Origin of the sequence: Vibrio astriarenae (genome assembly GCF_010587385.1) — a bacterium.
Classification (GTDB): Bacteria; Pseudomonadota; Gammaproteobacteria; order Enterobacterales; family Vibrionaceae; genus Vibrio; species Vibrio astriarenae.
The window spans coordinates 1,390,072-1,404,810 of the sequence record NZ_CP047476.1 but is presented as its reverse complement, the minus strand read 5'-3'; the positions used below and the strand labels follow the sequence as shown (position 1 = coordinate 1,404,810).

12 protein-coding genes are annotated in these 14,739 nt (G+C 46.5%); 8 read left to right on the top strand and 4 right to left on the bottom strand.

The window, feature by feature from the left end:
• Nucleotides 1-11 precede the first annotated feature (11 nt).
• Genes GT360_RS20555 through GT360_RS20545 form a run of 3 tightly spaced genes read right to left on the bottom strand, consistent with a single transcriptional unit; the run spans nucleotide 12 to nucleotide 4,032 of the window.
• Complete coding sequence (locus tag GT360_RS20555; protein WP_164650799.1) at nucleotides 12-1,925, bottom strand: bifunctional diguanylate cyclase/phosphodiesterase; 1,914 nt, start codon at nucleotides 1,923-1,925, stop codon at nucleotides 12-14.
• Between the two features lie 5 nt (nucleotides 1,926-1,930).
• Entirely contained in the window at nucleotides 1,931-2,617 is a 687-nt protein-coding gene (locus tag GT360_RS20550) for a transglutaminase-like cysteine peptidase (RefSeq protein ID WP_164650798.1), read from the bottom strand.
• Nucleotides 2,618-2,640: 23 nt separating this feature from the next.
• On the bottom strand, nucleotides 2,641-4,032 hold the full coding sequence (locus tag GT360_RS20545; RefSeq protein ID WP_164650797.1) for an HlyD family type I secretion periplasmic adaptor subunit: 1,392 nt from the start codon (nucleotides 4,030-4,032) through the stop codon (nucleotides 2,641-2,643).
• 220 nt (nucleotides 4,033-4,252) lie between these two features.
• Here GT360_RS20545 and pdxH point away from each other — a divergent pair, with 220 nt between their 5' ends.
• The 7 genes from pdxH to GT360_RS20510 all read left to right on the top strand — a co-directional run bounded on the left by pdxH (nucleotide 4,253) and on the right by GT360_RS20510 (nucleotide 12,554).
• Nucleotides 4,253-4,888, top strand: coding sequence for a pyridoxamine 5'-phosphate oxidase (gene pdxH, locus GT360_RS20540; RefSeq protein WP_164650796.1), 636 nt, complete (start codon nucleotides 4,253-4,255; stop codon nucleotides 4,886-4,888).
• Between the two features lie 311 nt (nucleotides 4,889-5,199).
• Nucleotides 5,200-5,967, top strand: coding sequence for an AraC family transcriptional regulator (locus tag GT360_RS20535; protein ID WP_164650795.1), 768 nt, complete (start codon nucleotides 5,200-5,202; stop codon nucleotides 5,965-5,967).
• 198 nt (nucleotides 5,968-6,165) lie between these two features.
• Nucleotides 6,166-9,294 carry a bifunctional proline dehydrogenase/L-glutamate gamma-semialdehyde dehydrogenase PutA gene (putA, locus tag GT360_RS20530; protein ID WP_164650794.1) on the top strand — a complete coding sequence of 1,043 codons (3,129 nt, stop codon included), beginning with the start codon at nucleotides 6,166-6,168 and terminating at the stop codon, nucleotides 9,292-9,294.
• Nucleotides 9,291-9,989: a 1-pyrroline-5-carboxylate dehydrogenase gene (locus tag GT360_RS20525; RefSeq protein WP_164650793.1), complete on the top strand. Its 699-nt coding sequence runs from the start codon at nucleotides 9,291-9,293 to the stop codon at nucleotides 9,987-9,989. The genes putA and GT360_RS20525 overlap by 4 nt, the downstream gene beginning before the upstream one ends.
• An 86-nt stretch (nucleotides 9,990-10,075) precedes the next feature.
• On the top strand, nucleotides 10,076-11,566 hold the full coding sequence (putP, locus tag GT360_RS20520; RefSeq protein WP_164650792.1) for a sodium/proline symporter PutP: 1,491 nt from the start codon (nucleotides 10,076-10,078) through the stop codon (nucleotides 11,564-11,566).
• 151 nt (nucleotides 11,567-11,717) lie between these two features.
• Nucleotides 11,718-11,942: a hypothetical protein gene (locus GT360_RS20515; RefSeq protein ID WP_164650791.1), complete on the top strand. Its 225-nt coding sequence runs from the start codon at nucleotides 11,718-11,720 to the stop codon at nucleotides 11,940-11,942.
• Between the two features lie 135 nt (nucleotides 11,943-12,077).
• Nucleotides 12,078-12,554 (top strand): Lrp/AsnC family transcriptional regulator, encoded by a 477-nt coding sequence (locus GT360_RS20510; RefSeq protein ID WP_164650790.1) that lies wholly within the window; start codon nucleotides 12,078-12,080, stop codon nucleotides 12,552-12,554.
• Here GT360_RS20510 and GT360_RS20505 read toward each other — a convergent pair.
• Nucleotides 12,551-13,255: a DUF445 domain-containing protein gene (locus GT360_RS20505; RefSeq protein ID WP_164650789.1), complete on the bottom strand. Its 705-nt coding sequence runs from the start codon at nucleotides 13,253-13,255 to the stop codon at nucleotides 12,551-12,553. The two genes, GT360_RS20510 and GT360_RS20505, sit on opposite strands and share 4 nt — an antisense overlap.
• 226 nt (nucleotides 13,256-13,481) lie before the next feature.
• Here GT360_RS20505 and GT360_RS20500 point away from each other — a divergent pair, with 226 nt between their 5' ends.
• Entirely contained in the window at nucleotides 13,482-14,711 is a 1,230-nt protein-coding gene (locus tag GT360_RS20500) for a tetratricopeptide repeat protein (protein ID WP_164650788.1), read from the top strand.
• Nucleotides 14,712-14,739: the final 28 nt, after the last annotated feature.

Below are 14,739 nucleotides of genomic sequence, written 5' to 3'. Positions count from 1 at the left end.
TTGCTCATAACTTACTGACTATCCACAATAAAACCTTGGAAAACATCAACAAAGTGCTCTGATAAGAAGTCCAGCTGTGTTTGTGTTTCCACCCGAGAGGCAATCGTTTTTATGCCAAGGTTGTGTGCGGTTCTAGAGATAGAGGTTAGTGTGTATTTTTGCTGTTCATCATCAAGGTTATGGGTAAACAGGTAATCTAACTTGACATAGGACGGTGAGAACTCACTTAAATACTCTAAAGCTTTAAAGTTGCGCCCATAATTATCTACGCCAAAGTGAGCACCGGCTGCTTTCACAGCATTACAGAACAAAGCGGCAAAGTGAGGGGTTTGAACGAAACAGCGCTCTGGCAGTTCAAAGTGAAGTCGTGCTGCGACTTTTCTGTGCTTGCTGAGTTTGTGACTTATCCAGCGTAGGAAGCTTGCTTCTTCGACACTGGCTGGGGAGATATTAATGGCAATAGGCTCTTCATATTCACCAAGCTCAAGCTTTTCGACGACGGTCTCAATCACGTATTGATCGAATTTGCTCGTGGATTTAAGCTGCTCCAGCGCAAATAGGTATTGATTTGCTGTGTAGCGCTCTTCACCTTTGACAATGGCAGTGAACACTTCTCGGTGAAAAGTGTTACCCCAACTGTCATTGGCGGCTTGGAACCTAAAGTCAAACCACTCATTGTTAATGGCTTCCTCAACCAGAGTCTTCCACTGCAGCTTACCCATCGCACTGCCAGCCGTTTCTTGCTCAATTATATGGTAAGGCTGATCAGGGTGACTCTTGGCATTGGCTACGGCATTATCCAGTTGAGAGAGCACTTGAGTCGCGGAACGTTTGCTATTGCTTACAACAACCCCCAATGATAATGGCAGTGCTGCCGTTGCGGTAGGGTCGGGATTGACACTTTGTACGTAGTTAATGATGCTGTCGGCAAATAGGCGCAGTTCTGACTCGTCAGCGCTTGGGAAGATAAAGGCGAGTTCAACAGTGGAGAGGCGTGCAATCGTGCCATCATTGGTGGAGATAGAGTTGGATAATTGGTTGGCGACGGCGCGAATCATCTCGTCGCCTTCTTGGTAGCCCTTTTGATCGTAGATATCTTGGATAAACGTTGCTTCAAGCAGAGCAACGCCACCCACCCCACCTTCTTCTTGCCAACTATTGAGTTGGGTCATGAACATTTTGCGATTGCCAAGTTGTGATACAGGATCAACATATGCTTGCTCTCGCAGGCGCTGGGCCTCACGAACTTGCGATTTAAAAGACTCTTCCAGTTGAACCGACATCTTGTTGATGCCTTGGACGACATACTGTAGGTCTCTGGTATTAGGTTGTGGGAGCGGAGAACCAAAGTGGTTGTTCGCCACCTGCTCCATCTTCACTACGATCTGTTTGAGCGGTTTGAGTGCTCGTTTCAAAATCACGGCGATGGCAATTAGTCCGATGGCTAAAACAATAAAGAATGCAATCAAAATACGCTGAAACGCTTGCCAAAGCTGCTGATACGCTTCGCCTGGGTGACTGACGATCTCAACTTCGGCGAGCTGCATCCAGCCACTTGTGATGACACGTTGCTCGTGAATTTTTTCAAACAGTTCAAGGTTGATAAACCAGCTTGGGACAGAGGTGGGTTTGATTGGGTAAGAGCGCAGGACTTCCTCACCACTTTCGAGAAAGATAAGTCGCACTACGGAGTAGGTACTGCCATCAAAGAGCGCATTGATCACCGACTCTACAGCAACCGTATCCTCATTTTCTAAATAGGGTGCAAGAGCGAGGCCTACCGTATTGATAGTGTTGTAAACCTCGGAGCGTTGCTGCTGATCTAGATTGTTGCGCGTGGTTCTCAGCTCGATGATAGCCACTGAAACCAACAACAACATAAACACTGAAACCATCCCTGCTACTAGCTGTTTATAAAGTGTCATATTCCCTACTCATCATAGTTAATGATCGGTTTGTTTAACTTGTCTGCTCGTTCACGAGCACGTAAATCGTTCCATAACTTGAGGCGAGAGGCGTCTCCCGCCAACTGACTCTGCCGTGCCTTGACTAGCCACAGATTTTTACCGTTAAAACTATAAACGGGGAGTAAATCCGTCCGTTTAGAGGCGCGACGTATTGTTGGGTCTAAATTGTCTAATATTAATGGTTCAGCACTGGGCTTAGAGTAATAGGCAAGCACCATATGGAACTGGTCTAACTCAATCGCCTTGACATAAATGAGCCGCAGTTTCTTGTCGGGTACGCCTAGTTCCAACAACGAGAAATATTTCGCGATCGTAAAATCTTCGCAGTCCCCGCCGCTGCTACCAAGAAACTCAAGTGGGGTGGCCCAGTAATCTTTCTTACCCCATAAACGAATATCATCGACAAAATTCATTTGATTGAAAAAATGGTTAATTTCACTCAATTGAACCTGCTCGGGCTCTTGCTTGAGTTCTGCCATCAATGAGCGCCATGTCTCCACCCGTTTTCCAGCTCGCGGACCATAATGTGTTGATACGAGATCTACCCAATGCTGTTCCTCACGGTTAAGGGCTTCACTTGCCAGTGGTAGCAGGGTAAGTAGGCTACTAATGGCTAACCCTGATATCAGCTTGTGAGTGTATTGCTTCATTGCGTGCTCAATACTCTTGCCAACTACTCTTTGAGTGCATTTTGTTGTGCGCTCAAGATAGGCTTGAGTAGATAGTCCAGTACGGTTCTTTTACCTGTAATGATATCGACGCTCGCTGTCATACCGGGGATGATAGGAAGCTCGTTATCGTCACCTAATCCTGTGCTTTCGGTTCTTATTCTCACCAAATAGAAGCTGTTGCCTTCTTCATCTTGAGTCGTATCTGCACTGATGTGCTCGAGATGCCCGACTAAGCCTCCGTATTTAGTGAAGTCATAAGCACTAAATTTAACGGTAGCCGCTAAGTCTGGTCTTAAGAAGGCGATGTCTTGCGGGGCGATTTTTGCTTCCACAAGCAAGGTATCTTCGGTTGGAACAATCTCTACAATATCCATTCCGGGTTGAATTACCCCACCGACCGTATTCACGTTGATGGTTTTCACTGTTCCGGTCACCGGAGAGACAACAGTGGTTCGAGTGACGCGATCCTCAAGGCCGACCGCAGATTCTGTCATAGCCGACAAACGGTCTTGTGCTTCGTTGAGAGACTCTTGGTGCTCGACAATGAATTTTTGCGCCGCGTCGATTCGGCTCAACATGACCTCACGTGCCTCCGAGCGGATGACAGGGATTTTTAGCTCTGTAGACGTCATATCTCTGCGGGTATCATTGACCTGACGCTGAAGCTTTAACAGCTCTACGCGCGGCACGACACCTTCATCCGCTAAGGGTTTGGTGATTTCGAGCTCTTTTCTTGCGAAGTTGTAGCTCTGTCTGAGGTTGCTCACCCTTGCTTGCGCTTCAATAATATCTTGTTGCTTCTGTTTTACTTTTTGGTCGATTAAAGAAAGTTGGCTGCGTAGCTCATTTAATCCTTGGATATACTCGGCACGCTGGCGAGCGACTAGGTTGGGAGATTCAGTGACAAGTGCTTCTGGGTAATTGAGCTTGTTGGTGAAGATTTTCACATTGTCTCGCCAGTTCCTATCGTCAAACTCGCCGTTGATCTCAACGCTGGAAATAGAGGCAGAGAGTTGTTGGACCGTTGCACTGAGGTTCAATACTTGCTGCTCGCGCTCTTTAAAGTCAGAGCGAAAGCGAGTGTCATCAAGCAACAGCAATTGCTGCCCTTGCTGCACTTGTTGGCCCTCTGCAACGAGAATTTCTTTGATTAGACCACCTTCTAAGTTCGATACGACTTGTATTTGCGAGGAGGGGACGACTTTTCCTTGACCGACGGTCACTTTGTCTATTTCGGCCCAGCTAGCCCATGCCGCAGCAGCAATAAAAAACAGCACAATGACCCACAACAACACACGCGCGCTACTCGGCGTATTGAGCAGTAGAGCAGCGGTTTTGTCGTCGACATAATCGAGTTCCGTATTGGAGAGCTTATCAAAGCGGTCATTACTCATTAATCTTCAGTCCTTGAAATGAGCCTGTTTATTAGTGTAGTTGTTTGGCTAAGCCATGTTAAATATTTGATGAATATAATGTAAACCAGATGGTTAATTTTTGTAATCTACCACTAGTTAAGGACAATCTTTAAGGCTTTCCAAGGCGTATTGGTCAATGCCACTTGCAGTGGAACGATGATCAACGCACAATCAAAAAAAATTGTTAGAGAGTAAGCTCATGGATATAGCTGATATTCGTCGTGAGTACAGTCGTGATGGACTAAGACGAAATGATTTGAAAGATGACCCTATTGATCAATTTAACCTGTGGTTGCAACAGGCGATTGACGCAGGAATGACTGATCCAACGGCGATGACGGTTGCTACTGTGGATGAGCGCGGACAGCCATTTCAACGCATCGTGCTATTAAAGAATCTAGATCAGCAAGGTTTTGTTTTTTATACCAATTTAGGCAGTCGTAAAGCACAGCATATTGCTCATAATAACCGCGTCAGCCTGCACTTCCCTTGGCATCCACTCGAGCGTCAAGTTCATGTGACAGGTGTGGCAGAAAAGCTCTCATCGGTTGAAAACATGAAGTACTTTTTGTCGCGTCCGAAAGAGAGTCAGATTGCTGCGATTGCGAGTAAACAGAGCAGCCGTATTTCTGCTAGAGGCGTGCTTGAGGCGAAATACTTGGAGTTAAAGCAGAAATTTGAGAAAGGTGATGTTCCTGTGCCTTCTTTCTGGGGGGGATACCGCATCAAGCCAGAGTCGATCGAGTTTTGGCAGGGTGGGGAGCACCGTCTGCATGATCGGTTCTTATACTCATCTATTGAAAATCAATGGGGTATAGAGCGTCTTGCACCTTAAGCTCAAGTGTTATCCTCTGAAGAAGGTCACGATTGCAGTGACCTTTTTTATGCGAACTTCAAACATATCAAACTAAATTGGTGAAGCATTAACCGTAAATTGTGTGCTCTTGATCATCGTTCCGGGAGGTTTTGATCACATTTTTATTCAATTGATCTTTTTGTGTTGCGGCCGTTTACACGTGGCACAAGTGCTTACATGATCGACTATCCAATCCATCAGCCCTGATATACACTGCCAACGTTGTATATTTGCTCGTTAGGTTCATCGTGTCTAAGTCCATTCCTTCTACATATACCCCAAAGATACACATGCCTGTTCCGGCAGAAGTGGTGACCTTGCCATCTTTCATGGACTGCCATGATCATAGTTACACTCAGATTGTGATTGGATTGAATGGTGATTCCGAATTTGAAGTTTCTGGCGTCGGCAATATTGTCGGGCCTGGGCAGGGGTGCATCGTTAACTCCGGCGAGGGGCACGCGTTTGGTAGTGTGCTTAATCCCTCCGATATTTTGGTGTTGAACTTACCCGCCGCTCAAGACAATGACCCACTGTTATTGCAAAAACTCAATCAGGTTGCAAAAACCGAGCTTTATTTCCAGATCGATAGCTCTGTGCAGCAGTTGATTCAACTAATGACAAAAGAGATGCGTGCGCATCCTGACGATGTTCTTTTGCGCCGAGCCTGTAATGATACGGTGATCGCACTTCTTCACCGTCACAGCCATCAGTTTCAACTCACTGATAAATCAGCACGTTTCGATATAGAGTTGCTCAATCGTTATATTGATCAGCACATCAGTCACAAGATCTCAGTGGCGCAGCTTGCGGGTAGTGTCTTCTTGAGTGAGAGCCAGTTTCATCATCTATTTAAGGAACAATTTAAGATTACCCCACATCAATATGTGCTGAGTCGACGTGTTGATAAAGCGAAACGCTTGATGGAGCTTGGTCAATTTAATCTTGGTCAAGTTGCTGAACTAACGGGATTTTCCAGCCAAAGTGCGTTTGCTCATGCCTTCAGTCGTCTGGTGGGTCAAACACCTTCTGCTTATCGTAAGCGGTTTAAGAGCTAACAAAGACTCCGTTTTGCTGTAATACATAACATTCTGTGGCACATTGTTTGTGATATTGTTTGAAAATCGTTATTGATAGGAGTTTTTGAATAAAAAACCAGAGTTTTTGACAAGTTTTTACTTCCCCCTCAAAATAGACTGCTAGCCATTGTTAAATTCTCGATTTTCAATCGAGGCAGTCATAAATAGAGGGAAGTTATGTTTGCTGCATCAGATGTATTGACCCCTGCATTCAACGAGCAGTCGCTCGAGGTGCTTTGGTCACATATCTCTCCACTTTACATGGTGGATGAAACGCAATGGCTACAACAATTGATTCTATTAGCCACCCCTTCGGATCAAGAAAAACAGCAGATCCAATCCCAAACACATTCACTGATTGAGTCTATCCGCGCTGACAAGCAGTCAATCCAGATGATTGACGCTCTATTGTTGGAGTACAGTCTTGATACGCAAGAGGGCATTTTGTTGATGTGCTTGGCTGAAGCACTGATGCGCATACCCGACAGCGCGACAGCGGATGCCTTGATCAAAGATAAGCTCACGGTTGCGGATTGGAAGTCTCATTTAAAAAATTCTGACTCGGTTTTTGTCAATGCATCTACTTGGGGCTTGATGTTGACGGGTAAAGTGATTGGCTTGGATGAGGGTGAGAAACAGAGCCCGTCGGGTGCGATGAATCGCTTGGTGAACAAGATGTCAGAGCCTGTGATTCGTCGTGCGATGCATCAAGCCATGAAGATCATGGGGCATCAATTTGTTCTCGGGCGAACCATCAAAGAGGCACAAAAAAACAGCGTTAGCCTGCAAAAGCAGGGCTTTACTCACTCTTATGACATGCTAGGTGAGGCTGCACTGACCACGGCGGATGCACAGAAGTATTTCAAAGATTATCTGATGGCTATTGAAGCGGTTGGACGACAAGAAAAAGTGCCAGGCTGTCCACTTCCTTCAGTGTCTATCAAGCTTTCTGCGTTGCATCCACGCTATGAGGTGGCGCAAAGTGAGCGGGTGATGACTGAGCTCTATCAGACCGTTCTAGAGTTACTGACTCGCGCTGTTGAGCTTGACGTTCCCATCACGATTGATGCGGAAGAGGCTGATAGGCTTGAGTTGTCGCTGACCCTGTTTGCCAAACTGTATCAGAATGACACAGTCAAAGGTTGGGGGCGCTTTGGTTTAGTGGTGCAAGCTTACTCTAAACGTGCCCTCGCGGTACTGGCTTGGTTAAACCGATTGGCTCAAATACAAGGTGACACCATTCCCCTTCGTCTGGTTAAAGGGGCTTATTGGGATAGTGAAATCAAGTGGTCTCAGCAGTCTGGCTATACGGGTTATCCTGTTTTCACCCGCAAAGAAGCCACCGATGTTTCGTACCTTGCCTGTGCTCGATTCCTACTCAGTGATGCAGTGAGAGGCAATGTCTTCCCACAGTTTGCGAGTCACAATGCACAAACTGTCACTGCGATTGCAGCAATGGCGACTCACAGTGATTATGAATTTCAGCGATTGCACGGCATGGGTGAGGCCTTATATCAGCATGTTATGGCTCGTTATCGCCAGCCTGTGCGTATCTATGCTCCTGTTGGAAGTCACAAAGATTTACTCCCATACCTGGTTCGACGTCTGTTGGAAAACGGTGCCAACAGCTCGTTTGTTCATCGTCTAGTGGACAGTCGCTGCCCAATCGAAAGCTTAACCCACCACCCAGTAGACACCTTGCTGAGCAACGAACATCTTGCGAATCCACAGATACCGTTGCCGCCACAAATCTTTGGCGAGCGCATTAACTCACTGGGTATAAACATTGATATTGAAAGTGAATCTGCGCCGTTTGAAGAACAAGTCGCAAGCTATATGCACAAGCATTGGGTTGGTGCGCCAATCATTGAAGGCAAGATAATTTCCGAGAGCATGATCAAGGCTGATCCTCACGCTTTCCCCGTGACTGCACCTTATGATCGCGACAAACAGGTAGGAAGCATGTGTTTTGCTTCCCTTGATCATGTTTCCGAAGCGATTGCTTTTGCTAAGGCAGGCAGAGCAACATGGGAAGCGTTATCGCCTTCGCTGAGAGGGGCTCACCTAGAGCGGTTTGCGGACCTCATGGAAAAGAACATGGCGGAGTTGGTGGCACTGTGTCATCACGAGGCCGGTAAAACCATTCACGATAGTATCGATGAAGTGCGCGAGGCTGTTGATTTTTGTCGTTATTACGCCAAATTTGCTCCGATGTTTGAGGTGGAGAGTCGACAGGGCTTTGATGGTCAATCACGAAATTGGCAACGCAAAGGGCGTGGCGTGTTTGTTTGTATTAGTCCTTGGAACTTCCCATTAGCCATTTTCGTCGGACAAATCAGTGCAGCGCTGATGGCCGGTAACACCGTTATTGCCAAGCCCGCTGAACAGACGAGTTTAATGGCGTGTAAAGCGGTGGAGCTGATGCTAGAAGCTGGTATTCCTGGTTCCGCTATTCAGCTATTACCAGGGTCGGGGGCAGAGCTAGGCGCAGCATTGACGCAGCATCCCGATATTGCAGGGGTCGCATTTACAGGGTCGACACCAACGGCACAGCGCATCAATGAATCGCTAGCGCAAAGGGCAACGTTGCCGGTGCCATTCATCGCTGAAACCGGTGGGCAGAATGCGATGATTGTTGATAGTACGGCCTTGCCTGAACAAGTGGTGCGAGATGTTATTCGCTCGGCTTTTGCCTCGGCAGGTCAGCGCTGTTCGGCCTTGCGAGTACTATTCGTTCAACAAGACATTGCCGACCGCGTTATTCACTTGATTCAAGGAGCGATGGACGAACTTCAAGTAGGAAGTCCATATCTGCACAGCACTGACGTTGGCCCAGTCATCGATATAACCGCCAAGGCCAAACTGCAACAACATATTGAGACGATGCAGAAACAACACCAAATGGTCGCGCAGACAGCGTTATCTGATGAATGTGAGGTAGGGGACTATATTGCTCCAACCGCATTTGAGATTGATAGCGTGAATCGTTTAGCAGAAGAGCAGTTCGGTCCTATTTTGCACATTGTGCGCTATGAGGCGCAGGAATTAGCCGACGTCATTGAGCAGATTAACCGCAGTGGTTACGGCCTAACAATGGGCGTCCATAGTCGCAATGAGACCACTTATCGCTGGATAGAGAAACACGCACAAGTGGGTAACTGCTACGTGAATCGCGATCAAGTAGGTGCTGTTGTGGGTGTCCAGCCGTTTGGTGGACAAGGCCTATCGGGAACAGGCCCTAAGGCGGGCGGTCCGCATTATCTCTATCGCTTTTCTCAGTTCTCTTTGTTGGAGGCACAAGCATGATTCAGCACATTACCCAGTTTAAAGAAGCCTGTCTCGCTTTGGAGCAGTGGCGATTTATTGAGAACGAGAAGCGAAGTGAGTATTTACTGACTTTTCAGGCGCAGCTCGCTCAAAAAGTGCCGGCACTTGCCCCTGTCGCTGCCATGCAAATCGGTTATGGCCTAAATTTAGTTGGCAACCCGCATCTCCTTAGCGGCCCAACGGGCGAGACTAATGAGCTCTATCTTGCACCAAGAGGTGTCGCGCTGCTTGTGCAGCAAGAGGAGTGTCTTTCGGCTCGTATCGCACTTGTGGCGCAACTCGTTGCTGCAGTCGTAGCAGGCAACAGTGTCGTTGTGTGTAGTTGTGATCGTGAGCTTACCGATATTATCGATTCAGCATGGAGTTTGACGCAAGCAAGTACTCACTTAATTCAGACTAGCTCTTTGGAAAGCTACGCTGAATTCATTGATCTGGACATACGTACGGCGGGCTATGTTGGCAGTGAAAGTGGGGCCATTGAGTTTAATCGCAATGTGGCGAAGCGTGAAGGAATCATTGTACCTGTCGTTGCGGAGACTGATTTGACAGCTCTGCCAATGGCACAAGACCCGATGCTCGTTCTGCGTTTTTGCACTGAGCGTACACGAACCATCAATATTACAGCAGTGGGAGGCAATGCCACACTCTTAGAGTTAGGTAATCCGACCCACTAACTTTGATCACCGAAGCGGTGATGGGACGCTCGGCTTATCAAACCATGATTTGATAAGCCGAGCACAACAATAAAAAGGAAAATGCAATGTTCAATAGCTTTGCTATTACAACAACGTTTATCGCCTATTTGCTGCTGATGCTTGGCATAGGTGTCGTTGCTTACATGAGAACCAAAAATTCGACAGACTACTTTCTGGGTGGTCGTTCCCTAGGGCCTTGGCCAGCAGCGTTATCCGCTGGTGCCTCTGATATGAGTGGCTGGTTGTTAATGGGTCTACCCGGGTATGCATATGCGGCAGGTTTTGAAGCGATATGGTTGGCAGGCGGGCTATTGGTGGGTACTTGGGCCAACTGGCTGATTTCGGCTAAGCGATTGAGAACTTACAGTATTACAACCGATTCATTGACGATTCCAGAGTATCTAGCTCGTCGCTTCCAAGACAATAGTAAGTTGATTCAAACCATCTCAGCGTTCTTCATTTTACTCTTCTTCTTGTTCTATACGAGTTCAGGTTTGGTTGCGGGTGGCAAACTGTTTGAGACGGTATTCGGCCTTGATTACACGACGGCGGTGGTGATCGGCACAGTATGTGTGGTTTCTTATACCCTATTTGGCGGCTTCTTAGCGGTCTCGTGGACGGACCTGGTGCAGGGCTTATTAATGTCAGCGGCTCTGTTGATTGTGCCTATTGCTGCGCTAGAGGGTGGCTTTACCAAGCTAGGTAGCGAATTGACGGCGATTAACCCGGAATTATTGACGATTTGGAATGGTATTGATGGTCAGCCACTATCAGCGATCGCCATTATTTCCCTTGCTGCTTGGGGGCTTGGGTATTTTGGTCAGCCCCACATTTTGGCTCGATTTAAAGCGTCACGCAGCAATAAAGACCTAACGACAGCGCGTCGTATCGCTGTGACTTGGACTGGCCTATCTATGGCTGGCGCGATGCTGGTGGGTTTTGTTGGCTTGATTTATGTCACCAACACACCTGCCGTGACGTTAGATGATAGCGAGAAGATCTTCATGTTGTTGGTGAATGCGATCTTCCATCCAGTCATTGCCGGCATCTTACTGGCAGCGATTCTTGCTGCGATTATGAGTACGGCAGATTCGCAACTGTTGGTCTCTTCTTCAGCGCTAGCGGAAGACTTTTATAAACAGTGGTTCAATACGTCAGCGACCTCTGAACAAATTGTGAAAATGGGCCGCTTCGCGGTTATCGCGATCTCAATTTTTGCACTCGTGCTTGCTATGAATCCAAATAGTTCAGTGCTTGGGTTAGTGTCTTATGCATGGGCTGGCTTTGGTGCGGCGTTTGGTCCTGTGATCGTACTCAGTCTTTACTGGAGCCGAATGAATCGCCAGGGCGCGTTAGCAGGTATTGTGGTCGGTGGTGTGACTGTGGTCGTGTGGAAACAATTGAGTGGTGGCTGGTTTGATGTGTATGAAATTGTCCCTGGAATGGTGCTGGCATCAATAGCGGTGGTTTTTGTGAGCTTAATCACTGCGGAGCCAAGCACTGGCGTGGCTGAGCAACACGACAAATTCGAAAAATCTCTTAAAGAAATCGACTAGTTTCATGTCGCTAGTAGATATAAATCGAACTTTGGGATTATTTTCTGAACCTATATCACGAAAATGAATATGTTTGGTTATTGAGTGGAACTTTTTTAAGCAGAATGGCGTCTACATCGTAAACCCAGTCATTGTTTTGAGGATGAAAACCATGCCAACTGCTTACTGTTCTTGCTGCCGAAAAGAAACTGCTCACAAAGTTGTGATGCGAAGGTCAGAGGAAGAGTTGCCGACGATGTCGCATTGTCTGCGTGTGGTTAAAGCAGTGTTCACTGGCGATCATTACATGAAGATGGAAAAAGTCGTTTCATGTCGAGTGTGTGCGACAGAGTTTAAACCAGCTGTTGTTGTGGACTCTGGTTTATCACCCGCTTAACACTATTCGTTATTTATCGTGATTGATTAAAAGCGACGCTTTCATAAGCGTCGCTTTTTGCATTTTTGTTGATGAGAATGTTTAGATAGATTTGCTATTATGCGAGACAATTGATGAAGAACAGAAGATTAAGAGATGGAACTCGATCGCACTGATAAAGAGATTTTGCGGCTCTTGCACCTGAAGGGGCGCCTACCGGTTGTTGAGCTTGCCAAGCGAGTCAATCTGACGACGTCACCTTGTTCGGAACGTGTAAAACGTTTAGAAAAAGAGGGCTTCATTACTGGCTATCATGCTGAGCTGAGCCCAGAAAAGTTGGGTGTGGATGTTCAGGTGTTTATTCATATCCGATTAGATCAGAGCAGTTTTTCAATTTTTGAAAAGTTTGCCAAAGCGGTTGAGGATATGCCTGAAGTAGAGGAGTGTTATTCACTTTCTGGTGACTTCGATACGATGATCAAGATCAGAGTGAAAGACATGAAGGCGTATCAGGCGTTTATGTCGCGTAAGTTGGGTACGTTACCCGGTGTGATTCAAACGCGAAGTGAAGTGGTGATAGAAGAGCATAAAACGGGGTTTGGTGTGAACCCCGAATTACTCACATTGCTTTAAAGGAATGTGGCAGAGATAACACCGATCAGGCCGCCAAATACGCCACCCCATACAACCAACCAACCGAGGTGCTGCTTGATCATTTGTTGAACCAGTTCCTTCACTAGCTGTGGTGTTAGCTCGTTGAGGCGCTGAGTGATGATCTGCTCAATATTCGATTTAATGTCATCCATCATATCTTTCGATTCAAACTGCTCTTTAAGCGCATTTTTGACTGTGTCGCTTTGACCAATTTCGGCGACGGACTCACGCATCTTTTCAACAAATGGCTGTTTAAGTGGCTCTAATGCTTCAACGCCACCAAACATAGCAATCATTCCACCGAAAGAAGATTGGCTAATTACATCGACAAGCTTGTCGAATGTCGGATTAAAGTCAATCTTCTCAATCACCGGGACAAGATCGATTGCTGTAGAGCTATTCATCTCTTCATTTAAAAAGCGGTCAATATTCTCTTCGGTGAAGAACTGCTCCATCATCATGGTTCGAATAGCCGCTTTGAACTCCTCAAAGCGAGCAGGAATTACACCTGAGCCATATAAGCCTGGTACTTTTTCAAACAACATGTGAATGGCGAGAGAGTTGGTTATTGCCCCTGAAAAGGCAAATATCCCGGCAATAAATAGGAGTTGGATTTGGCCAAAATAGCCGACTGCAATCAAGCCAATGGCGATGCCATTAGTGAGAAAATTTTTGTTCATGGTGTCGTTTCATAGTCAATCGTTTCGCAGCGAATTTTAAAAGATAACCAAGAGAGATAAAAGACGAGATTGAGAGGTTCAGGTACAATGACTCGCTACAGTCGGGTTATTAGAGCTAAAGAAATTGGCTTTTTGGTCGTTAATTAGAGTTGGTACTGTATCACCTGCGTTGCTTTTTGATGATTGGGTGGGCAACTCTAGAGTTTAAATTTTACTGAGAAAAGTGATGAGTTTTATTGGCATTGCGGTAGGGCTAGCAGGCGTGTCGTTGATATCGATGTTTCTGTGGATGTTATCTTTGTCCCTACGCAAAAAAAGAATGGAGCAAGAGAAGAAGGAGCGTGATCGTCAGTATCGCCTTACCCTTGCTCGTGCCAAAGAACAAGAGCATCAAGAACGAATAATGAAGGCAGAGTATGGCCACATTCCAACCATACTCTACTTAGCGAAAGAGGCTGAACGCAAAAATACCAGAGAAGCACTCTACTGGTATGAGAAAGCCGCCGACCTGGATAATGTGCATGGCATGCAAGGAGTCATCAAGATTAGCCAGTTACATGCTGAGGATCTGGTTTTGAAAGAGAAAGCCAAGTTCTGGAAAAAGTGTGTGAAGGCATTTAATGGTGATTTGACATCAAAATATGAAACTGGTGTAGCGCTGATTTACGGCCAAGGTATCGCAAAAGACCCAGAGCGGGGCTTAGAGCACGTGATTTCGGCGGCAGAATTGGATCATATCGATTCAGTCCTCTTTCTAGGGCAATGGTTCCAAGCAAAAGATAACCCACTTTCAGAGCCGGAAAAGTCGTTACATTGGAATAAGGTTGCAGCCAAATTAGGTGACAAGCGCGGCATGTTGAGTTTGGGCAAGAATTACCTTAAAGGTGTGGGGACAGAAGTTAACTTTTTTCAAGGCTGTTACTGGTTAGAGCGTGCCGCGGAGAAAGGTAGTCCAGAAGCCATGTGCTTGGCGGGTGAGATTTGGATTGACAAGAAACCCAATGGCAATGCGATCGCTTATACTTGGTTGTTTATGGCTGCACACTACGGTTGGCAACCAGCAAGACAACTGCGCGATAAAGTGGGCAATAGTATTGGTGTAGACTCAGTCGTAGGGCTGCAGTCTCTGACCAAACCTCTTATTCGAAAAATTTCGGATGGTAAGGTGCCGAAACATAGTTTAATTCGAGCGTTTAACAAGCTGTATAAACGTAAGGTGCCGATTCCCAAGAAAGTGGCTATACCTGCAGATGATCTGGCTGTTGACGTTTTAGCAGCTGAAATGAGTCAACATCAACATTCACAAGATCAAGCTAACCCATCTAATTTGAATCAAGTACCGTCAATGTCTAGTGAAGACCTCGAACCTTCAAAGGCCAATACAGATCTAGACCAGCATCAGGCTCAACCTCTTGATTTCAGCCAAACTCCTATGGATAGCTCATTCAAACAATAATTATCAACAACAAGGGCGAGTCACAGAC